This is a genomic window from Streptomyces sp. NPDC007901, assembly GCF_042959465.1.
Classification (GTDB): Bacteria; Actinomycetota; Actinomycetes; order Streptomycetales; family Streptomycetaceae; genus Streptomyces.
This window is the reverse complement of the sequence record NZ_JBIBKW010000004.1, coordinates 21,860-42,351: the sequence shown is the minus strand read 5'-3', so window position 1 is coordinate 42,351 and position 20,492 is coordinate 21,860. Positions and strand designations below refer to the sequence as shown.

The 20,492-nt window shown below is 73.9% G+C and carries 16 protein-coding genes; 10 read left to right on the top strand and 6 right to left on the bottom strand.

From position 1 onward, the window contains the following. Genes ACFZDK_RS14820 through ACFZDK_RS14810 form a run of 3 tightly spaced genes read left to right on the top strand, consistent with a single transcriptional unit; the run spans window position 1 to window position 3,181 of the window. Window positions 1-1,131 carry a glycosyltransferase gene (locus ACFZDK_RS14820; protein ID WP_390972586.1) on the top strand — a complete coding sequence of 377 codons (1,131 nt, stop codon included), beginning with the start codon at window positions 1-3 and terminating at the stop codon, window positions 1,129-1,131. Beyond that, complete coding sequence (locus ACFZDK_RS14815; RefSeq protein ID WP_390972584.1) at window positions 1,128-2,333, top strand: glycosyltransferase; 1,206 nt, start codon at window positions 1,128-1,130, stop codon at window positions 2,331-2,333. Before ACFZDK_RS14820 ends, ACFZDK_RS14815 begins: the two co-directional genes overlap by 4 nt. Next, the gene (locus ACFZDK_RS14810) at window positions 2,330-3,181 is read left to right on the top strand and encodes a GDSL-type esterase/lipase family protein (protein ID WP_390972583.1); all 852 of its coding nucleotides are present in this window, start codon (window positions 2,330-2,332) and stop codon (window positions 3,179-3,181) included. Before ACFZDK_RS14815 ends, ACFZDK_RS14810 begins: the two co-directional genes overlap by 4 nt. An 88-nt stretch (window positions 3,182-3,269) precedes the next feature. On the opposite strand, the gene ACFZDK_RS14805 is transcribed toward ACFZDK_RS14810, so the two are convergent. Genes ACFZDK_RS14805 through ACFZDK_RS14785 form a run of 5 tightly spaced genes read right to left on the bottom strand, consistent with a single transcriptional unit; the run spans window position 3,270 to window position 7,725 of the window. Continuing rightward, a complete protein-coding gene (locus tag ACFZDK_RS14805; RefSeq protein ID WP_390972581.1) occupies window positions 3,270-4,139 on the bottom strand; it encodes a 5-oxoprolinase/urea amidolyase family protein in 870 nt (289 codons plus the stop codon). Continuing rightward, window positions 4,136-4,753, bottom strand: a complete 618-nt coding sequence (locus ACFZDK_RS14800) for a carboxyltransferase domain-containing protein (protein WP_390973400.1) — start codon at window positions 4,751-4,753, stop codon at window positions 4,136-4,138. The genes ACFZDK_RS14805 and ACFZDK_RS14800 overlap by 4 nt, the downstream gene beginning before the upstream one ends. A gap of 32 nt (window positions 4,754-4,785) precedes the next feature. Then, a complete protein-coding gene (locus tag ACFZDK_RS14795) occupies window positions 4,786-5,544 on the bottom strand; it encodes a 5-oxoprolinase subunit PxpA (RefSeq protein ID WP_390972580.1) in 759 nt (252 codons plus the stop codon). Between the two features lie 19 nt (window positions 5,545-5,563). Continuing rightward, entirely contained in the window at window positions 5,564-6,412 is an 849-nt protein-coding gene (locus ACFZDK_RS14790) for a putative hydro-lyase (RefSeq protein WP_390972579.1), read from the bottom strand. Beyond that, window positions 6,409-7,725, bottom strand: coding sequence for an MFS transporter (locus ACFZDK_RS14785; protein ID WP_390972578.1), 1,317 nt, complete (start codon window positions 7,723-7,725; stop codon window positions 6,409-6,411). Before ACFZDK_RS14785 ends, ACFZDK_RS14790 begins: the two co-directional genes overlap by 4 nt. A gap of 170 nt (window positions 7,726-7,895) precedes the next feature. On the opposite strand from ACFZDK_RS14785, the gene ACFZDK_RS14780 reads away from it, so the two are divergent. From ACFZDK_RS14780 to ACFZDK_RS14765, 4 genes are all read left to right on the top strand, one after another. Then, on the top strand, window positions 7,896-8,594 hold the full coding sequence (locus ACFZDK_RS14780) for an FCD domain-containing protein (protein ID WP_390972577.1): 699 nt from the start codon (window positions 7,896-7,898) through the stop codon (window positions 8,592-8,594). 112 nt (window positions 8,595-8,706) lie between these two features. Further along, the gene (locus ACFZDK_RS14775) at window positions 8,707-10,233 is read left to right on the top strand and encodes a hypothetical protein (protein ID WP_390972576.1); all 1,527 of its coding nucleotides are present in this window, start codon (window positions 8,707-8,709) and stop codon (window positions 10,231-10,233) included. A gap of 105 nt (window positions 10,234-10,338) precedes the next feature. Continuing rightward, window positions 10,339-11,208, top strand: coding sequence for a hypothetical protein (locus tag ACFZDK_RS14770; RefSeq protein WP_390972575.1), 870 nt, complete (start codon window positions 10,339-10,341; stop codon window positions 11,206-11,208). Between the two features lie 40 nt (window positions 11,209-11,248). Next, on the top strand, window positions 11,249-15,844 hold the full coding sequence (locus ACFZDK_RS14765; RefSeq protein ID WP_390972574.1) for a hypothetical protein: 4,596 nt from the start codon (window positions 11,249-11,251) through the stop codon (window positions 15,842-15,844). Window positions 15,845-15,895: 51 nt separating this feature from the next. Here the strand turns inward: ACFZDK_RS14765 and ACFZDK_RS14760 are convergent, their stop codons facing one another. Then, window positions 15,896-16,387, bottom strand: coding sequence for a hypothetical protein (locus ACFZDK_RS14760; protein WP_390972572.1), 492 nt, complete (start codon window positions 16,385-16,387; stop codon window positions 15,896-15,898). Between the two features lie 434 nt (window positions 16,388-16,821). On the opposite strand from ACFZDK_RS14760, the gene ACFZDK_RS14755 reads away from it, so the two are divergent. Genes ACFZDK_RS14755 through ACFZDK_RS14745 form a run of 3 tightly spaced genes read left to right on the top strand, consistent with a single transcriptional unit; the run spans window position 16,822 to window position 20,477 of the window. Next, window positions 16,822-19,641, top strand: a complete 2,820-nt coding sequence (locus ACFZDK_RS14755; protein WP_390972570.1) for a nitrate- and nitrite sensing domain-containing protein — start codon at window positions 16,822-16,824, stop codon at window positions 19,639-19,641. Next, on the top strand, window positions 19,638-20,072 hold the full coding sequence (locus tag ACFZDK_RS14750) for a roadblock/LC7 domain-containing protein (RefSeq protein WP_355722721.1): 435 nt from the start codon (window positions 19,638-19,640) through the stop codon (window positions 20,070-20,072). The genes ACFZDK_RS14755 and ACFZDK_RS14750 overlap by 4 nt, the downstream gene beginning before the upstream one ends. 9 nt (window positions 20,073-20,081) lie before the next feature. Then, the gene (locus tag ACFZDK_RS14745; protein ID WP_355722724.1) at window positions 20,082-20,477 is read left to right on the top strand and encodes a DUF742 domain-containing protein; all 396 of its coding nucleotides are present in this window, start codon (window positions 20,082-20,084) and stop codon (window positions 20,475-20,477) included. Window positions 20,478-20,492: the final 15 nt, after the last annotated feature.

Below are 20,492 nucleotides of genomic sequence, written 5' to 3'. Positions count from 1 at the left end.
ATGCGTGTCGTCATCGTGACCGAATCCTTTCCCCCCGATGTGAACGGCGTGGCCCACTGCGCGCTCCAGACCGCCCGACACCTCGTCGATCGCGGTCACGCTCCCCTCGTCGTCGCACCGGCCCCCGCCCCCGGAAACAGGCTCGCCGCGGCCGCCGCGCCGTGCCCTGTCGTCCATGTCCCCTCCCTTCCGCTCCCGGGCTATCCCCAGGTCCGCGTGGCTCTCCCCAGCCGCAAGCTCGCCACCGCGCTGATCGAGCACCGTCCCGACGTGGTGCACCTGGCCAGCCCCTTCATCCTCGGCGTCCGCGGCATGGCCGCCGCCGCCCGGCTCGGCGTCCCCGCCGTCGCCGTCTACCAGACCGACCTGGCCGGATACGCGCGTACCTACGTGGGCGCCGGCGAGGCGGCCGCCTGGCGGCGGATCCGGTCCGTCCACGGCGCCGCCGACCGCACCCTCGCCCCGTCCACCGCCTCGATCAGCGACCTGGAGGCGCACGGCGTCCCCCGGATCCAGCTGTGGCAGCGCGGCGTGGACACCGTCCGCTTCCGCCCCGAGTTCCGCGACGAGGCACTGCGCCGCGAGATCGCCCCGAACGGCGAGGTCATCGTCGGCTACGTCGGCCGGCTCGCCCCCGAGAAGCAGATCGAACTCCTCGCCGGGGTCTGCGGCCTGGACGGCGTCAAGGTCGTGATCGTGGGCGACGGGCCCAGCCAGGCGCACCTCACCGAGGCGCTGCCCGGCGCGGTCTTCCTCGGCCGCCGCACCGGCTCCGACCTCGCCCGGATCTTCGCCTCCTTCGACGTCTTCGCGCACACCGGCCCCTTCGAGACGTTCTGCCAGACCGTCCAGGAGGCCATGGCCAGCGGCGTCCCGGTCGTCGCGCCCGCCGTCGGCGGCCCGATCGACCTGGTCGACCACGGCCGCACCGGGTTCCTGGTCCCGCCGCGCGACGCGGGCGCCGTCCGCGAGGCCGTGGCGTCCCTGGTGGCCGACCCCGCGCTGCGGGCCGGCTTCGGCGCCGCCGCCCGCCAGACCGTCGAGGGCCGCACCTGGGCCGCGGTCGGCGACCAGCTGATCCAGCACTACGAGGACGTGCTCGCGGCACGCCGGCCGGTGGTGGCGGCATGAGCGCCTCTTCGTCCGCACCTCTGCGCATCGTCCGCCTCGCCAACTTCGTGGCCCCGTCCTCGGGCGGTCTGCGCACCGCCCTGCGCGAGCTCGGGAAGGGCTTCGTGGCCGCCGGCCACGAATCGGTCCTGATCGTGCCCGGCGAGCGCTACTCGGACCGGGACGAGGAGCAGGGCCGGGTCATCACGCTGCCCGGCCCGCTGCTGCCCGGCACCGGCGGCTACCGCGTCCTCGTCGACAAGAAGCGGGTGCAGACCCTCCTGGAGCGCCTCGCCCCGGACCGCCTGGAGGTGTCCGACCGGACCACCCTGCGCTGGACCGGCCGCTGGGCCCGCCGCGCCCGGGTCCCCGCCGTGATGGTCTCCCACGAGACCGCCGACGGCGTCCTGCGCACCTGGGGCCTGTCCGAGAACATGTCCCGGCGCACCGCCGACGCCCTGAACATCCGTACGGCGCACACGTACGCGCGCGTGGTGTGCACCACCGAGTTCGCCGAGCGCGAGTTCATCCGCATCGGCGCGCGCAACGTCGTACGCGCCCCCCTGGGCGTCGACCTGATCGGCCGCCATCCCTCGATGCGCGACCTCGACCTGCGGGCGCGGCACGCGCGCGACGACGAAGCCCTGCTCGTCATGTGCTCGCGGCTCTCCGTGGAGAAGCGGCCCGGCACCGCCCTGGACGCCCTGGAGGCGCTGGTACGGCGCGGGCGCCGGGTCGTCCTGGTCGTCGCCGGCGACGGGCCGCTGCGGGAGCGCCTGGAACAGCGCGCGCGGGAGCGCCGGCTGCCGGTGACCTTCCTGGGGCACGTCTCCGACCGGGACACCCTGGGCTCGCTGCAGGCGTCCGCCGACGTCGCGCTGGCGCCCGGGCCCGCCGAGACCTTCGGGCTCGCCGCGCTGGAGGCCATGGCCTGCGGGACCCCCGTGGTCGCCAGCGCCTCCTCCGCGCTGCCCGAGGTGATCGGCTCCGCGGGGGCCACCGCGGCCGACCGCGGGGAGGCGTTCGCCGACGCGGTGGAGATGCTCCTGGAGCGCCCCGCCGCCCAGCGCCGGGAGACGGCACGCGCGCGTGCGGAGTGCTTCGGCTGGGGAACGGCCGTGGAGGCCTTCCTCGCCGCTCACGACGCGCCGGTGCTGTGCCGTCGTGACGAGAGCGGAGCGACGGAACCGGTCCGTCGTGTCGTGCCGGAGGGCGTGGCATGAGAGCGGTTCGCTTCGTGGCGCTCGGGGACTCGCTGACCGAGGGCGTGGGCGACCCCGCCGGCGACGGGTGGCGCGGCTGGGCCGCGCTGCTGGCCGGCGGACTCGCCGTCAAGGACGTGGACTTCACCAACCTCGCGGTGAGCGGGGCGCAGACCAGGGACGTGCTGGAACGCCAGACCCCGGCCGCACTGGACCTGCGCCCCGACATCGTCGCCGTCGTCATAGGCGTCAACGACACCCTGCGCTGTACCTTCGACATCCACGCGGTGGCCGAACGGCTCGACAGGGTCTACGCGGCCTTCACCCAACAAGGCGCGACCCTGCTCACGGCCTGTCTGCCCGACCCCGGCTCGATGCTGCGGCTCCCGGGCGCCCTGGCCCGCCCGCTGGCCCGCCGGCAGCGCGCGGTCAACGCGGTCGTGCACGCCCTGTCCGAGCGGTACGGGGCCGTCCATCTGCACGCGGCGGAGGGCGCCTGGCTCACCGACCGCGGGCTGTGGAGCGCGGACCGGCTGCACCCGTGCGAGCGCGGGCACCGGCAGCTCGCCGTCCGCTTCCACGCCATGCTCGCCCCGATGGGCAAGGCGACAGGGACGGCGCCGTCCCCCGAACCCGAGTTCGCGGCGCCGACCAAGTCGGCGAGCCTGTTCTGGCTGGCCACCGCCGGCACCGCCTGGGTGATCAGGCGCTGCCGCGACCTGCTGCCCCAGCTGATGCGGCTGGCCCTCGACGAGATGCGGCACCGCCGCAAGGGGACCAGCGCCCGCCTGGACCTGAGCGCGTCGGCCGCCGTCTCCGCCGCGCTCGCCGCCCTCCACCCGCCGGAGCGGCCCGCCGACGCCGCGTGAGGCCGACGGCGCCGGCCTCGCCGAACGAGCGGTGCCGTACGACGGTTCAGCGGCGGCGTACGGCGGTTAAACGGCGGTGCACGACGGTTCAGCGGCGGCGTACGGCCACGAAGCGGACCGGGGTGCCCGGGACCGCCTGGGCCGCCGCCGGGAGGTCGGCGGCGCGGACCACCGCGATCACCGGATAGCCGCCGGTGGTCGGATGGTCGGCCAGGAACACCACCGGACGTCCGTCCGGCGGCACCTGGACGGCGCCGAGGACCATGCCCTCGCTGGGGAGTTCACCGGGAAGGGCCCGCTCCAGGGCGGGCCCTTCCGTGCGCAGCCCGATCCGGTTGCTCGCCGACGACACGCGGTACGCGCGCGAGGTGAACGCCCGCACGGCACCGGCCGTGAACCAGTCGGCGCGCGGGCCGAGCGTCACCCGCAGCACCAGCTCGGCCGGCGGGGACGGCTGCGGTCCGACGTCCACGCGCGCGTGCGGGCCCGCCGGAACCCCCAGCGGCAGCACCGTGCCGTCCGCCAGCGGGGCGGGGCCGAGCCCGGAGAGGAGGTCCGTGGCCCGGCTGCCCAGCACCGGCTCGACGGCGATCCCGCCGGAGACGGCCACATAACTCCGTACGCCGGACAGCGCCGTTCCCACCTCCAGCAGATCTCCGGCCGGAACCACCACGGGCGCGCCCCACGCGGCCGGGCGCCCGCCCACCGCGACCGGGCACGGCGCACCGCCGACCGCGACCACCACAGTGGAACGCGGCCGTACGGCACAGCCGTTGAGCGTCGTCTCCAGGACCGCCGCGTCGGGGGAGTTGCCGACCAGCCGGTTGACGAGCGCCGCGGCGGGCGCGTCCAGCGCGCCGGAACGGGGCACCCCGAGATGCGCGTACCCGGGCCGCCCCCGGTCCTGCACGGTGGTCAGCGCCCCGGCCCGTACGACGACGAGCGCACGGTCGGTCACAGCCCCCCCACCGGCACGAACCGCACCCGAGTCCCCGGTGCCAGCAGCGCGGCCGGCACGCGCGCGTGGTCCCACAACACCGCCTCCGTCGTCCCGATCAGCTGCCAGCCGCCCGGCGAGGAGCGCGGGTACACCCCGGTGTACGGCCCGGCCAGCGCGACCGCGCCCGCGGGCACGGCCGTGCGCGGGGTGGCGCGGCGCGGCACGTCGTAGCGGGCGGGAAGCCCGGTGAGGTAGCCGAAGCCCGGCGCGAAGCCGCAGAAGGCGACCGTGAAGTCGGCTTCCGCGTGGATGCGGGCGACCTCCCGCTCGGGCACCCGCCAGTGCGCGGCGACCTCGGCGAGGTCCGGACCGTCGTAGCGCACGGGCAGCTCGATCGCCGCACGCGCGCCTGGGGGAGTGGGAGGGATCGCCGCGGCGGCCAGCTCGGTCGCCCAGCGAGCCGGGTCGTCGAGGCCGTCGAGCAGGACCGTGCGGGCGGCGGGCACGATCTCGCGGACCGTCAGCGAGCCCTCCGCGCGGCGGCGCAGCAGCTCGGCGTGGAGGGACTGGGCGTCGGCGCCGGTGGCGACCTCGACGAGGAGGGCATCGTCACCGACGAGCCGCGTGGCCATGGGCATGGTGGTTCCGGTGCGGTCGGTCCCGCTCATGCGAAGGCCGCCACGGTCACGCCCGCCGCCGCGAGCCGCGCGCGCACCCGGCGCGCCAGCTCCACGGCGCCCGGGGTGTCGCCGTGCAGACAGAGGGAGCGCGCGCGTACGGCGATGCGCGCGCCGGAGTGTGCGGTGACCGCGCCGGAGCGCGCCAGTTCCACCGAGCGCTCCACGACCGTCTCCGGGTCGCTCACCACCGCGCCCTCGCGCCCGCGCGGGACGAGCGTCCCCTCGTCGGTGTACGCGCGGTCCGCGAACGCCTCCGGGACGGCCGGCAGCCCCGCTTTCCCGGCCCGCTCCAGCAGCCGCGAACCGGGCAGCCCGAGCACGGGCAGCGAGGCGTCCGCGAGGAGTACGCCGTCGACCACCGCGGCGGCCTGCTCCTCGTCGTGCACCACCCGGTTGTAGAGCGCGCCGTGCGGCTTCACGTACGCCACGCGCGAGCCCGCCGCCCGGGCGAACACCTCGAGGGCGCCGATCTGGTAGGCCACCTCGGCCGCCAGCTCGGCGGGCGGCACGTCCATCGCGCGCCGCCCGAACCCCGCCAGGTCCCGGTAGGACACCTGGGCGCCGATCGTCACCCCGCGCCCGGCCGCCAGCTCGCACACCCGCCGCATGGTTGCCGCGTCCCCGGCGTGGAAGCCGCAGGCCACGTTGGCGCTGGTGACGACGGACAGCAACTGCTCGTCGTCGGTCAGCCGCCACCGGCCGAAGCCCTCGCCGAGATCGGCGTTCAGGTCGATCGAGGTCATGGATCCGTTGTCTCCCCTGTCAGGCCACGCGGTACTGCTCGTCGCGGGCGTCGCTGATGAACATCTGGCCCGGCGCGTGCGTGAGGGCGAACGGCGGCCGTGAGGCCATCACCGCCGCCTGCGGGGTCACCCCGCACGCCCAGAACACCGGGATGTCGTCCGGGTCGGCGTCCACCGGGTCGCCGAAGTCCGGTCGGCCCAGGTCGTCGATGCCGAGCACCGAGGGATCGCCGCAGTGCACGGGGCCGCCGTGCACCGCCGGGAGCAGACTGCTCTCCCGGATCGCGGCGGACAGGTGCGCCGGGGGCACCGGGCGCATGGACACCACCATCGGCCCGCTCAGCCGCCCCGCCGGACGGCACGGGCTGCTGGTGACGTACATCGGCACGTTCCGGCCCTGCTCGACGTGCCGGATCGGCACTCCGGCCCCGGCCAGCGCCCACTCGAAGGTGAAGCTGCACCCGAGCAGGAACGACACCAGGTCGTCCCGCCAGTACGCGCGCACGTCCGTCGGCTCGTCCACCAGCTCCCCGTCCCGCCACACCCGGTAGCGCGGCAGGTCGGTGCGGAGGTCCGCGCCCTCCGCGAGCACGGTGCCCGTGGCCCCGGCGTCGGTGACGTCGAGCACCGGACAGGGCTTGGGATTGCGCTGGCAGAACAGCAGCATGTCGTACGCCCAGTCCGCGGGCACCGAGATCAGGTTGGCCTGGGTGTGACCGGCCGCGACCCCGGCCGTGGCGCCCGTGAGGCCCTCCCGGAAGCGGGCCCGCGCGGTGCTCGGGCTCCACGCGTGCGCGTGCTCGTCGGTCAGGACGACGGGCCGGTCCTTGGTCGCGAGGACGGGTGAGCGGTCTTCCGTACGGTTCACGCCAGTTCCTTCCCGCGCGTCTCCGGCAGTCCGAACAGGGCGAGGGCGGCGAGCGCGTATCCGGCGGCGCCGAAGACCAGCGCGCCGCCCACGCCCCAGCTGTCGGCCAGGAAGCCCACCAGGGTCGGGAAGACCGCGCCCACCGCGCGTCCGGTGTTGTACGTGAAGCCCTGCCCGGTGCCGCGCACCGCCGTCGGGTACAGCTCGCTCAGATACGAACCGAAGCCGCTGAAGATCGCCGACATACAGAACCCGAGCGGGAAACCGAGCACCAGGAGCAGCGTGTCGGCGCCGTCCGGGATGTTCGCGTACGCCAGCACACAGACCGCCGACAGCAGTGCGAACAGCCAGATGTTGCGCCGTCGGCCCAGCCGGTCGGTGAGATAGCCGCCGGTCAGGTAGCCGAGGAACGCCCCGGAGATCAGGAAGGTCAGATAGCCGCCGGTGCCGACGACCGAGAGACCGCGGTCGGTCTTGAGGTACGTCGGGATCCAGGTCGCCAGCGTGTAGTAGCCGCCCTGCACCCCCGTGGAGAGCAGGCCTGCGAAGACCGTGGTGCGCAGCAGCCCGGGCGCGTCGGCCGTGCCCCGCCGGAAGATCGCGGCGAACGAGCCGCGCTGCGGGCTCTGTTCCCGTACCGCGACCGCCTGCGGGGCGTCGTGCACCCGGCGGCGCAGCCAGACCACGAGCAGCGCGGGGAGCGCGCCGGTCCAGAACATCACCCGCCAGGCCATGTCGTCGCCGACGAACGAGAAGACCAGCGTGTACACGATCGCGGCGAGGGCCCAGCCGACGGCCCAGGAACTCTGGATCGCGCCCAGCGTGCGACCGCGGTGCCGGGCGCTCGCGTACTCGGCGACCAGGATGGCGCCGACCGCCCACTCGCCACCGAAACCGAGGCCCTGGAGGGCGCGGAACGCCAGCAGCGTCTCGTAGTTGGGCGCGAAACCGCAGGCCACCGTGAAGACCGCGTAGGTGATCACCGTGATCATCAGGGCGCGGACCCGGCCGACCCGGTCCGCCACCACGCCCGCCACGGCGCCGCCGACCGCGGAGACCACCAGGGTGACGGTGGTGAACAGGCCGGTCTGGCCGCTGTCCAGACCGAAGTACGCCGCGAGCGCGACCATGCTCAGCGGCAGCGTGAAGTAGTCGTATGAATCCAGGGCATATCCGCCGAAAGCACCGGCGAACGCGTGCCGGCCGCGCGGGCCGAGGGCGTGCAGCCAGCCGAACGCGCCGTCCTCGGCGGCGCGTTCACCCCTGCCCTGCTGTGTGTCGGTCAGGGCCTGGGGTGGAGGAGTCGTGCTCATGTGCACCTCGCAGATGAGGGGACGGAGGGTGCGTGGGCTGAGCCGTGCGGTGCCGTGCCGGGCCGTGCGGGGCCGTGTCGAGGTGAGCGTGAAGAGCACCGTAGAGGATCGTTCAACGATCCTTCAATAGCCACGTTGTTTCGTTCCTGTGTCTGCGGTTGAATTCGGGCATGGCAGAGCAGCTGACGGGACTGGCCGACGACCGCGCCCTCCTCGGGCGCACCAGCACCGCCGAACGGGTCTCCGACATCCTCAGAAGCCGGATCGCCGAGGGTTACTTCCCGCCAGGCACCCGCCTGTCGGAGGACGGCATCGGCGGCGCGCTCGGCGTCTCCCGCAACACCCTGCGCGAGGCGTTCCGGCTGCTCACCCATGAACGCCTGCTCGTCCACGAACTCAACCGGGGCGTCTTCGTCCGGGTCCTGGCCGTCGAGGACGTCGAGGACATCTACCGCACCCGGACCCTCGTCGAGTGCGCCGTCGTACGCGGCCTCGGCGACCCGCCGTACGCCCTGGACGCCCTGTCGGCGGCGGTCACCGAGGGGCAGCGGGCGGCGGCCGGAGATGACTGGAAAGCAGTGGGTACGGCCAATATCCACTTCCACCGGGAACTGGTCGCCCTGGCCGGCAGCGAGCGCACCGACGAACTGATGCGCAGTGTCTTCGCCGAACTCCGCCTTGCGTTCCACGTGGTCGACGATCCGCACGCGCTGCACGAGCCGTACCTGGCCCGGAACCGGGAGATCCTGGAGTCGCTGCAGGGCGGTGACAGGCGCGCGGCGGAGCGGCTGCTGGAGACGTACCTCACGGATTCGCTGGAACGAGTGGTGGAGGTCTACCGACGCCGAGTGGACAGCAGCGCCCCATAGGGGCGCGGGGCTGTGTTGAATCTGCGGCTGCCGCCGCGTGGGCGCGACAGGCCCCCCACCGGCCCGCACCGATTTTGGGTGGTTGTCAGACCCAGGACCTAGTCTGTGCACCGTGACTTCGCCTGCATCGACGGACAGCGTTCCGCCCCAGCTCAGCGCGGGGCCGCGCCCGGCACCGGGCCCGGCCGCCGACGAGGGGCTGGCGCGGCGGCTGCGCGCGCTCGCGTGCACCGCGCCGCTGCACGACCTCGACACCCGCAAGGCGAACCTGGCCGGCGAGTACTCCGTCTACGGCATGGCCGAGGTGGCCCTCTCCGCCATCGACCTGGTCACCCTCAACATGGACTTCGACACCGGCGCCGACCACGAGCAGATCGTCGCCCGGCTGATCCCGCGCATCTCCGCCCAGACCCCGCACCGCCCGGTCGCCGAGCACGAGCGGGTGGCCCGCTGGGTCCTGGAGAACCTGATCAACGTCGGCAGCGTCGACCGCGGCTTCCGCGCGGTGTACGGCACCTTCGCGCCCGACGGGTCCTACGTCCGCCGGGACTACGACTTCAAGCTCATCGAGGAGGTGCCGGGCCCCGGCGGCACGGTGTACCTGCGGACCACGGACGAGGCGGTCAACGTCCTGGTCGGCGCCCTCGACACGGACGTCACCAGCGCCCAGATCGCCGCCGAGGTCAAGCTGGAGGTGCTGATCAACCGCGGCCGCCTCGCCGACGCCCAGCTCGCCGCGGAGCAGGCCCGCTACCGGACCGTCCAGTACTCGGAGAGCCTGCGCCGCGCCCTGGACGCCACCCGGCGCAACGTCCGCGCGGTGGACTGGCTCAACGCCGTCCCCGACATGATCGCCGAGGCCCTGGACCACGTCGCCGACCGTTACCGGCACGAGAACGCGATCCTCACCAACATCCGCAGGGCCCGCGACGAGACCGAGGACCCCGAGAACAAGCGGCGCGCCGCCGAGCTCGTCGACATCGTCAAGGACTGCATCCGACGCCACACGCAGTTGCAGTCGCGACTGCTGGAGGCCGGGCCGCTGTTCCGCGCGGAGCAGGACCGGCAGGCGTTCGCGACACCGATGACGACGTCCGGCATAGACCTGTACGGGCATCTCGTCGCGCCGCTGCTGCCGTTGCCGCTGGAGCAGGCGAGCCGGGTCACGAGCGCGTTCTTCGCGCGCGGCACCGGGCTGCGGACGCCGGTGTCGGTGCGGGTGGGCGACCTCGTCGACATACTGTTGACGCCGCCGGTCGAGCGGGAGCACCTGGGCGCGGAGATGCCGGAGCCGGACCTCATCGCCACGCCGGACGACAGCCGGTTCAGCGAGGAGCAGCTGGCGGCCGCCATGGAGTTGCTGGATCTTCCGGCCGACGCGCCGCGACGGTTGTCGGGGCTGTTGGCGCAGGCGCGGCGGTCCGATCCTGATCTGCCCTATCTGGTGGCCTTGTTGGCCGTGCACGCGGCCAGTCCCGCGGTGGGTACGGCGTATCGGCAGGGCGAGGGGAAGTTGCTGTTCGCCGTGGACGACGGGACCGAGCTGGACGATCCCGAGTTCGGTGGGGCGGATCTGATCGTGGGGACCGCTCTGCTGGATGCGGTGGGGATGGCTGCGGATCGGACCGAGGCGGCGTGATGTCGGGTGCCGGGTGCGGGCCGTTCGTGGCTGGTCGCGCAGTTCCCCGCGCCCCTGACGGGGCGCTTGCGCCGACCCTGTTTTCAAGTCGAGGGAGTTGTCGTTGTGAGCGAGTACGTCGAGGCTGAGGTGTCTGCCGGGGCGGCGCCCGCTGCCGTCACGCCGGCCGATGCCGCCGATGCCGCGCGGCTCGTCGCCTTCGGGCTGCAGCCCAAGCTGCAGCCCGCGCGTGATCAGGAGTACACGGAGCTGCTGCGGCGGTACCGGGAGGATCCCGCGTTCGCACGGCTCGCGGATGCCGTGGCCGCCGGGCTCGGGCTGGTGGTGCTCGAGGTGTCGCCCCGCGCGGGGATGGCCGTGACCGCCGCCGAGGACTCGGTGTTCGCCGTTCGCATGGGCGACTACGCGCGTCGTACGTCGGCGGACGGCAGCGACCGCTTCCTGCACGGACTCGCCCATCTCGCCGTCGCCGCGCTGGCCTTCCCACGCCCCGAGGACCTGGCCGACGACGCCTACATCGGGCGGATCACCGTCAACGGCGTCGACGCCTTCGTACGGCAGGCCTGCCGCCGGCTGGAGGAGCGGGCGGAGGAGCTGGGGGAGAACACCGACCCCGCCACCGACGCGCCAGGCCTGGAGGCCGCCTGGCGGATCTGGGCCAGACGCAGTGCGACCGGCGCCACCAAGGACGCCCGCCGGCTGGCGGGTTCCACCACCGGGATCATCGGCAAGGCGGTCGTTTTCCTCACCGACTCCGGGTTCCTCCAGCGCACCGGCGACGACCAGGGCGGCACCTATCGCACGACGGCCCGCTACCAGCTCCAGGTGCGAGACATGGCGGGCAGCGCCGCCATGGCCGAGCTGCTGGAACTCGGCGTCGTCCCGGTCACCGACGGCACGGCCAGCCTGATGCCCGCCGACGACACCGAGGATCTGGACCTGGTCGCCGACGCCGGGCTGCCGTTCCACTCCTGAGCCGTCAGAACCCCTTTCCCAAGCCTTACGAGAGTCCGCCATGTACGAGCTGTCCCGGGTCCGCCTCTACTCCATCGGGCCCGCCGGTGCGCGCTACGCCGACACCGTGCTGGACCTGCGCGGTGTCGGCGAGCCCGTGCCCGACCCCGCCCCCACCCAGGCGGAGTTCTTCGAGGAGGAGCCGGTCGGGCCGCCGCGCCGGCCCGCGCCCGCCGGGGTGCTCTTCCTGGAGAACGGCGGCGGCAAGTCGGTGCTGCTCAAGCTGATCTTCTCGGTGATGCTGCCGGGCCACCGCAACACCCTCGGCGGCGCCAGCTCGGGTGTGCTGCGCAAGTTCCTGCTCGCCGACGACTGCGGGCATGTCGCCCTGGAGTGGCAGCACACCCTGACCGGCGAGTGCGTGGTCGTGGGCAAGGTGAGCGAGTGGCGGGGGCGGCAGGTCTCCAACGACCCGCGGAAGTTCGCGGAGGCCTGGTACTCCTTCCGGCCCGGGCCGGGGCTCTCCCTGGACAACCTGCCGGTCGCCGAGTCCACCGCCGTACGACCGCCGGTGGAGGGCGCCTCCGGCGCACAGGGGCGGCGGCGGACCATGAAGGGCTTTAGGGACGCCATCACCGAGGCGAGCAAGTTCTACCCGCACCTCGAGGTGCACTGGGAGGAGATCCACGACCGCTGGATCGAGCACCTCGGCGACCTGGGCCTGGACCCCGAACTCTTCCGCTACCAGCGGGAGATGAACGCCGACGAGGGCGAGGCCGCCGGCCTGTTCGCGGTGAAGAAGGACTCCGACTTCACCGACCTGCTGCTGCGGGCCGTGACCGACACCAGGGACACCGACGGGCTCGCCGACCTGGTCGGCGGCTTCGGCAACAAGCTGGGGCGGCGCGCCGAACTGATCGCCGAACGGGACTTCACCGCCGGGTCGGTGGAGCTGCTCGGGCGGATCGTGGAGGCCGCGGAGGGGCGGGCCCGCGCGCGGGACATCCACGCGGGCGCCGAACGCCGTACGCGGACGCTCGCGCGACGGTTGTCCGCACGGGGCGTGGAGGAGCGGGTGCGCGCCGCCGAACTCGCCGAGCGGGTCACGGCCGCCGCCTACGCCGTCACCCAGTCCGAGGGGGCCCGTGAGCGCAGCGCGCTCATCGCCGCCGAACTCGCCTACCGGCACGCCTCGCTGGCGCTGGCCGTCGGTGAGAAGTCGGCCGCCGCGCAGAAGCGCGAGCTGGCCGACGCGCGCACCCTGCACTCCGCCTGGCAGGCCGCCGAGGCCGTGCTGCGGCACCGGGCCGCCGCCGACCGCGTCGCACGGGTGGCCACCGCGATCCAGGAGGCCGAACGGGACGCGGCCCCCGCGCTCGCCGCCCGCGCCAAGGCCGCCGTCGACCTCGTCAGGGCCCTGCACGCGGCCGCCGAGAGCGCCGAGAACCTCGCCAACGAGGAGGAGGAGCGGTCCGCCGCCCTCCAGGAGGTCAGCGACTCCGCGTACCAGGACTCGACCTCCTCCGCCACCGAGGCCCAGCGTGCCCGCAGCGAGGCCGGACATCTGCGCCAGCGCCTCGGCGAGGTCGAGCAGGAGACCGCCGAGGCGGTCCGCGCGGGCTGGCTCGACGACAGCGCCCCGGACGCCGACCCGGCCCGCGCCGCCCTCGCGGCCAGCGACGCCGAGAAGACGGCCGTGGCCGCCTGGGACACCGCCCGCGAGGCCTCCCGCAAGACCGCCGAGCACGCGCGCGAGGCGGCCTCCGCCGAGTCCCGCGCCGAACTCACGGCCGCCCGCGCGGCGGACGCGGCGACGGCGGCCGAGCGGACGTACGACGCCGAGAAGCGCCTCGCCGAGGCCCTGGCGGCCGAGCAGCGGCTCGCCGAACTGCTGGGCCTCACCGGTTCCCGTACGGCTGTGCCACGGCCCCGGCACGAGGGCGGCGACGACACGCTCACCCCCGAGGAACTCGACCGGTTCGCCGACGAGTTGCGCGAGCTGCTCGACGACGCCGTCGGTTCCGCCGAGCGGCACCTGTTCGAGCTGCGCACCGCCGCCGCCGACGACTCCCGGATCCTCGGTGCCCTCGGCGACGGCGGACTGCTGCCCCCCGGGCCCGATGTGCTGGCCACCGTCGAGTTCCTCGGCGAGCACGGCATCCCGGCCCTGCCCGGCTGGCGCTATCTCGCCCAGGCCGTCGACCCGGCGGACCACGCGCGCGTGCTCGCCGCCCGCCCCGAACTCGTCGACGGCGTCATCATCACCGACCCGGACACGCACGCGCGGGCTCGCGAGGCGCTCGGCGAGGCGGCCCTGCTGCCGCGTTCCGCCGTCGCCGTCGGCACGGCCGCCGCCCTGCTCGCACCGACTCCGGCCGCCGTCGCCACCCCGGGCGACGTGTTCCTCGTACCGCCGAACCCGGCCATGCACGACGAGCACGCCGCCGACGAGGAACGGCAGGCGCTCCGCGCCCGGGCGACCGAGCGGGACGAGGAGATCCGCAGCCTCGCCGCGCGGCTCGGCAAGGACCGCGAGCTGGCCGCCCGACTCGCCTCCTGGCGCACCGGCTGCCCGGCGGGGCGGCTCGTTGAGCTGGCGCAGGCCGCGGGGGACGCCCGTGTGTTCGCGGAGGAGTCCGAGGCCGAACTGACCGAGGCGCGGGCCGTGCGGGCGGAGGCCGAGGAGGCCGCCGCCGAGGCCGCCCAGGTGCGCGACGAACGGCAGGAGGCCGCGCAGAAGGCCCGGCGGGCCGCCGACGCCCTCGCCGGCCTCGCGTTCCGGCTCCGCGAACGGTCCGGCTGGCAGGTCAGACTGCGGGAACTCGCCGACGAGGCCGTCGAGTCGGAGGCCCGGGCCCAGTCCTGTCTGGAGCGCGCCCGGGCCGCCGACGAGGACCGGCGCGCCGCCCAGCGCGCCGCCGACGACGCCCGCCGCACCGCCCGCGCGCTGCGCGCCGAGCGCTCCGAGATCGCGGGCGCCCCCGACGACGTGCCCGAGGCGGACGAGGACGACCCCAGGTCCTCGCTGCCCGCCTTGCGCGAGGCCTACCGGGCCGCCTCCCAGGTCTACGAGAAGGTCGGCGTCGGCGCCGACCTACGCGCCGAGCAGGCCCGTTCGGAGAGCGACGAGAGCGCTGCGCTCGCGGAACTGGACCGGCTGAGCAACAAGGTCCGCACCCGCGCCGGGCAGCTGCTCCAGTCACCCGACGGCTCCGACGGGCCCTCCCGGCAGGCCGCCGCCGCCCGCGCGGAGGAGCTGGTGCAGCTCCTGGAGACCCGGATGTCCACCGCCAGCGAGCAGCTCGGGCGGCTGCGCGGCGAGGCCGAGCGGCACGCCCCCGAGGACGGCGAGGCGCACACCGAGCTGCCTGAGGAGCTCCAGCCGCGCGACGCCGAGCACGCCCAGGCGCTGCTGCGCACCGCGACGGCGGAACTGGCCGCACGCACCGAGGCGTTGAACCAGGCCCGCGAGGCCCACACCGAACTGCTGGGCACCCACCGCGCCGCCGAGGACGCGGCCGGCGGCTTCGACGAGATCGCCGCCATGCTCCGCGACCTGCTGCGCGAGCACGCCCCCGAGGAGGAGCAGGAGGCGCCCGAGCCCTACCCCGGCAGCCTGGAGGAGGCCCGGCAGTCCGCCGCCGAGGCCCGCCGCTCGCTGCGCGGCTGCGCCGGTGACCTGTCCACCGCCGAGTCCGCCGTACGCGAGGCGAGCGATGTGCTGGTCCGGCACGCCAACTCCACGCGGTACGAGGCGGTCCGCACCCCCGCGCGCCAGCAGATCCGTGAACTGCCTGCCTCCGCGCTGCCCGAGCACGCCCAGAAGTGGGCCGACGCCTTCGCCCCCCGACTCCGTGTGCTGACCGACGAGCTGGCGCAGCTGGAGCGCAACCGGGACTCGATCGTGGACCGGCTGCGCGGGCTCGTCGAGTCCGCGCTCGCGACCTTGCGGTCCGCCCAGCGGCTGTCCCGGCTGCCCGAGGGGCTCGGCGAGTGGTCCGGGCAGGAGTTCCTGCGCATCCGCTTCGAGGAGCCCGACCAGGCCACCCTCACCGAACGGCTCGGCGAGGTCGTCGACGAGGCGACCCGGGCCGCCGTGAAGAAGAACTCCGACCTGCGGCGGGACGGAATGTCCCTGCTGCTGCGCGGAGTCGCGGCCGCTCTGCAGCCGAAGGGGATCGCCGTCGAGATCCTCAAGCCCGACGCGGTGCTGCGCGCGGAGCGGGTCCCGGTGGGGCAGATGGGCGACGTGTTCTCCGGCGGGCAGCTGCTCACGGCGGCCATCGCCCTGTACTGCACGATGGCCGCGCTGCGCTCCAACGACCGGGGCCGGGACAAGCACCGGCACGCGGGGACGCTGTTCCTCGACAACCCCATCGGGCGTGCCAACGCGACGTATCTGCTGGAGCTTCAGCGGGCCGTGTCGGACGCCCTGGGGGTGCAGCTGCTCTACACGACCGGGCTGTTCGACACGACCGCGCTGGCCGAGTTCCCACTGGTCATCAGATTGCGGAACGATGCCGACCTCAGGGCCGGGCTGAAGTACATCAGCGTCGAGGAACACCTCCGGCCCGGGCTGCCGCAGCAGCCCCAGGCGGGAGAGGCCGTACACAGCGAGATCACGGCGACCCGGATGTTCAAGAAGCCCTCGGCCTGAGCGGCCCTCGCCCCCCTCGCCCGTGTGTCGCCCGCGTCGCCTGTGGTGCGCTCAGGGGTGGGACAGCTGCCCGGCGTTGCCGCCGCGCCGCCGTATCCGCTCCTGTTCGCGCTCGGCGGCCCGCTCCTGGCGCCGGGCCGCCCGCCGCTCGCGGCGCAACGCGCGCGCCGTGCTGCTCGGCTCCGAGACCACGCCGTTGCGCTGGCTCCACACCTGCCGGGTCACCAGCACGTCGACCGCGCTCCAAGTGGCCACCACCGTGCTGGCCACGCTGCTGATCACCATCGGGAACGCCAGCCAGGACTCCGCCATCGTGCAGAAGAACGCCACCATGGCCTGGATCAGCGTGACCGCGATGATGATCACCGCCCGCACGGCCGAGGTACGCACCGGATCCGGCATCCGGTACCGCTTGGCGGGCTCCTCGACCCACAGCGGCCGGTACGGCACCTGCTGTCGCGTACGTGCCCCGGGTCCCGGTCGCGCCGTCGAGCGCACCACCGCGTCGTCCTCGGGCGCCAAGCGCCGCTGAGCCGTCCCCATCAACGTGTCACTCCCCACCGCCGGCAGACTCCTCGCACCGGTGTCCGACGACCCCGGCTCCCCAGTGGCTGCCCGGCTTGCGCTGTTTTACGCCGCCCGGATGCGAGATGCGGCTCCTGTGGCCGATTCCGCACCCATCTCCCATGTACAAGGACGAACGAACTCGCCCGATGATTCCCAACCAGCGAAAAATTCCGGCCAACTGATCCTTCGTACCGTTCCCGCCCCACTCGCACGAACTCGGCGTGACCGCGGTGGCAATCTCCCGCAATGCCCGGACAACTCTCCCTGCCCGTTCGTCATGTGCCGACCCCGGCGCGGAAGTTCATCGTCCGGACACGCCTTCGAGTTATCCATGTGGCGGTAGTAGGCTCACGCCGTTTGTTGACGCACATATGTACCCCCGGCCGGCGGGGGACGAGCAGGGGGAGGACATGCGCTTTCGCGGGAAGTCGATCCGCCGGAAGATCGTGGCGCTGCTTCTCGTGCCGCTGGTGTCCCTGGCCGCGGTCTGGGGCTTCGCGACCGTACTGACGGGACACGAGGTCACCAGACTGTTCCAGGTCTCGTCCGTCATCGAGGACATCGGCTACCCCACCGAGGACACCACCCGGGTCCTGCAGCAGGAACGCCGGCAGACCCTCGTCTATCTCGCCGACCCGCGCGCCGCCGACGCGCTGACCGCCCTGCACCGCACGCGCGCCGCCACCGACAGCGCCGTCGCCGAACTCCGCAGGAACGCAAAGAAGCAGGGCGCCCTCGACGGGATGGACGCCGACGACAGAGAGGGCCTCTCGGCCGTGTTTGACGCCTTCGAGGGCATCGACACCCTGCGTCGCAGCGTCGAGGAGGGCACGGTCGACCGGGCCCAGGCCTTCGATCTCTACAACCGTCTCGTCGACCCGTGCTTCGCGCTGCTCACCACCCTCGACGGGCCCAGCGACGTCGAGTTGGAGAAGCAGGCCCGCGCCCTCGACAACATCACGCTCGCCCGCGAACTCGTCTCCCGCGAGGACGCCCTGCTCGGCTCCGCCCTGGTGGTCGGGAAGCTCTCCCGCGACGAGACCCGTGAGATCGCCGACCTCGTCGCCCAGCGCACCCTCCTGTACAACATCGGCCTGCCGCTGCTGCCGTCCGCCGAACGCGACCGCTTCGACCGCTTCTGGAGCAACGCCACCGCCGCCTCGCTCCGGGCGGCCGAGAAGTCCGTCATCGCCGCCGGGTCGGGCCTGCCGGACGACGTCGGCGCGAAGAGCTGGGACTCCGCCGCGGGCAACGTCCTCAAGGACCTGGGCGACCTCGACGACCAGGCCGCCGACCGCTATCAGGACCGGGTCCGGCCCGCCGTCATCAGCGTGATCGTCCGGGCGGCCGCCGTCGGTGTCCTCGGCCTGGTCGCCCTGCTGTTCTCGCTCGTCGTGTCCGTCCGGGTCGGCCGCGGCCTCATCCGCGACCTGCGACTGCTGCGCCAGGAGGCGCACGAGGCCTCCGGAGTCCGGCTGCCGAGCGTGATGCGCCGGCTGTCCGCGGGCGAACAGGTCGACGTGGAGACCGAGGTCCCGCGCCTGGAGTACGACAAGAACGAGATGGGCGAGGTCGGCCAGGCCCTCAACACCCTGCAGCGCGCCGCCGTGGAGGCCGCCGTCAAGCAGGCCGAACTGCGCTCCGGTGTCTCCGAGGTCTTCGTCAACCTCGCCCGCCGCAGCCAGGTCCTGCTGCACAAGCAGCTCACCCTGCTCGACACCATGGAACGCCGGACCGAGGACACCGACGAACTCGCCGACCTCTTCCGCCTGGACCACCTCACCACCCGTATGCGCCGGCACGCAGAAGGCCTGGTGATCCTCTCCGGCGCGGCACCCTCGCGGCAGTGGCGTCGGCCCGTCCAGCTGATGGACGTGGTGCGTGCCGCGGTGGCCGAGGTCGAGGACTACGAGCGCATCGAGGTCCGTCGGCTGCCCCGCGTCGCCGTCACCGGCCCCGCCGTCGCCGACCTCACCCACCTGGTGGCCGAACTCCTGGAGAACGCCACGGTGTTCTCGCCCCCGCACACCGCCGTCCAGGTGCTCGGCGAACGTGTCGCCAACGGATTCACCCTGGAGATCCACGACCGCGGCCTCGGCATGGCGGCCGAGGCGCTCCTGGACGCCAACCTGCGGCTCGCCGAGACCCCCGAGTTCGAGCTCTCCGACACCGACCGGCTCGGCCTGTTCGTGGTCAGCCGCCTCGCCCAGCGCCAGAACGTCCGGGTCTCGCTCCAGCCGTCCCCCTACGGCGGCACCACCGCCGTCGTCTTCATCCCCGACGTGCTGCTGACCGACGACGTCCCCGACACCAACGGCATCGGGTTCCGCCTCGACCGGCCCTCGCAGGAGGCCGAACCCGAGGAGGGCCGCACCGCAGCCCTGACCCAGATGCCGGCGCAGCGGCCCGGCCGTCCGGCCGCACTCCTGGACGGGCCGGTCGAGCTGGAGGCACCCGTCGACCTGGACGCGCTGGACGGCTTCCCGGGCGCCCTCGCCGACGAGGACAGCGAGCGCGGCGGGCTGTTCCGCCACCGCCGCTCCCTCGGCCGCGCGGACGACCCCACCCCCGCCGTGAGCGAACTTCACCAGCCGGCCCTGGAGACCGCGGACGGCTTCCGCGACGAGCGCGCCGACAGCCCCGTGCCGCTGCCCACGCGGCGCACGCCCAAGCTGGTCAGCTCGCACGGCAAGCCCGTCACCGAGCAGCGCTCCCGCCGCGCCGAGCCGGACGAGCCGGACCCGGCCCGCCCCGAACCGGGCGGACTCGCCCCGCTGCCCTCCCGCCGCCGCACCGACCCGTCCCCGCAGCGCGCCGCCGGCCCGGCCGACCGCGCCGCGGACCACCCGGGCCCCGCGACCGGCGGCCCCGGCGAACCCGCCGGGCTCCCCGCCCTGCCCCGGCGCGCCCGCCACGCCGAGCCCACCGCTGCCGACAGCGGCACCGAAGACTCCGTCCCGCCCCTCGGCAGCACACCCCCGGAGGCCGCATCCGGCACCCGGCCGCTGCCCAAGCGGGTACGGCAGGCCAACCTGGCCCCGCAGCTGCGACAGGACCCGACACGACCCGCCACGCGCGCGGCGGAACCCGCCGAGCGCGACGCCGACGAGGTGCGCAGCCGCATGGCCTCGCTCCAGCGTGGCTGGCAGCGCGGCCGTGAGGAGAACACCGCGGGCGACGGGTCCCGGAACGGCATAGCACAAGGAACGACTAAGGGGGACGGTCGATGACCGATCCGAAGGCGACCAGCCACACGGCGACGAACAAGCGGGAGCTGAACTGGCTCCTGGACGACCTCGTGGACCGGGTCGCCAGCATCCGCAAGGCCGTCGTGCTCTCCGGCGACGGCCTGCCCACCGGCGTCTCCAAGGACCTCACCAGAGAGGACAGCGAGCACCTGGCGGCCGTGGCCTCCGGCTTCCACAGCCTCGCCAAGGGCGTGGGACGCCACTTCGAGGCGGGTACCGTCCGGCAGACCGTCGTCGAGCTCGACGAGGCCTTCCTGTTCGTCACGGCGGCCGGCGACGGCAGCTGCCTCGCCGTCCTCTCCGATGCCGACTCCGACGTCGGCCAGGTCGCGTACGAGATGACGCTCCTGGTCAAGCGGGTCGGCATACATCTGGGGTCCGCTCCGCGCACCGACCTGCCCTCGGGCGGGTAGTGGAGTGACATGAGCGGAGACGGTCAGGGAAGAAGTCACTGGTTCGACGACGAGGCCGGCCCGGTCGTCCGTCCGTACGCCATGACGCGTGGCCGCACCACCAGTGCGGCCCAGCACCGCCTCGATCTGATCGCGGTGGTCGTCACGGAGCCCCACGCGGACGACCCGGAGGCCGACCGGACACTCTCCCCGGAGCACGTGGACATCGTCGAGCTCTGCCGCGACGTCCCGCAGTCGGTCGCCGAGCTGGCTTCGGAACTCGATCTCCCCATCGGAGTGGTCCGGGTCCTCATCGGCGACCTCGTCGACGGGGAACTCGTCCATGTCAACCGCCCGGTGCCCCCGGCGGAACTGGTGGACGAGAGTATTCTGCGCGACGTGATCAACGGCCTCCGGGCGCTGTGACCGGCGCGGAAGCGG

Bases quoted from the DNA above. Each gene is read 5' to 3' on its own strand.
- ACFZDK_RS14820 (WP_390972586.1), top strand. From the start codon at position 1: ATGCGTGTCGTCATCGTGACCGAATCCTTTCCCCCCGATGTGAACGGC.
- ACFZDK_RS14815 (WP_390972584.1), top strand. From the start codon at position 1,128: ATGAGCGCCTCTTCGTCCGCACCTCTGCGCATCGTCCGCCTCGCCAAC.
- ACFZDK_RS14810 (WP_390972583.1), top strand. From the start codon at position 2,330: ATGAGAGCGGTTCGCTTCGTGGCGCTCGGGGACTCGCTGACCGAGGGC.
- ACFZDK_RS14800 (WP_390973400.1), bottom strand. From the start codon at position 4,753: ATGGCCACGCGGCTCGTCGGTGACGATGCCCTCCTCGTCGAGGTCGCC.
- ACFZDK_RS14795 (WP_390972580.1), bottom strand. From the start codon at position 5,544: ATGACCTCGATCGACCTGAACGCCGATCTCGGCGAGGGCTTCGGCCGG.
- ACFZDK_RS14785 (WP_390972578.1), bottom strand. From the start codon at position 7,725: ATGAGCACGACTCCTCCACCCCAGGCCCTGACCGACACACAGCAGGGC.
- ACFZDK_RS14780 (WP_390972577.1), top strand. From the start codon at position 7,896: ATGGCAGAGCAGCTGACGGGACTGGCCGACGACCGCGCCCTCCTCGGG.
- ACFZDK_RS14765 (WP_390972574.1), top strand. From the start codon at position 11,249: ATGTACGAGCTGTCCCGGGTCCGCCTCTACTCCATCGGGCCCGCCGGT.
- ACFZDK_RS14760 (WP_390972572.1), bottom strand. From the start codon at position 16,387: ATGGGGACGGCTCAGCGGCGCTTGGCGCCCGAGGACGACGCGGTGGTG.
- ACFZDK_RS14755 (WP_390972570.1), top strand. From the start codon at position 16,822: ATGCGCTTTCGCGGGAAGTCGATCCGCCGGAAGATCGTGGCGCTGCTT.
- ACFZDK_RS14750 (WP_355722721.1), top strand. From the start codon at position 19,638: ATGACCGATCCGAAGGCGACCAGCCACACGGCGACGAACAAGCGGGAG.
- ACFZDK_RS14745 (WP_355722724.1), top strand. From the start codon at position 20,082: ATGAGCGGAGACGGTCAGGGAAGAAGTCACTGGTTCGACGACGAGGCC.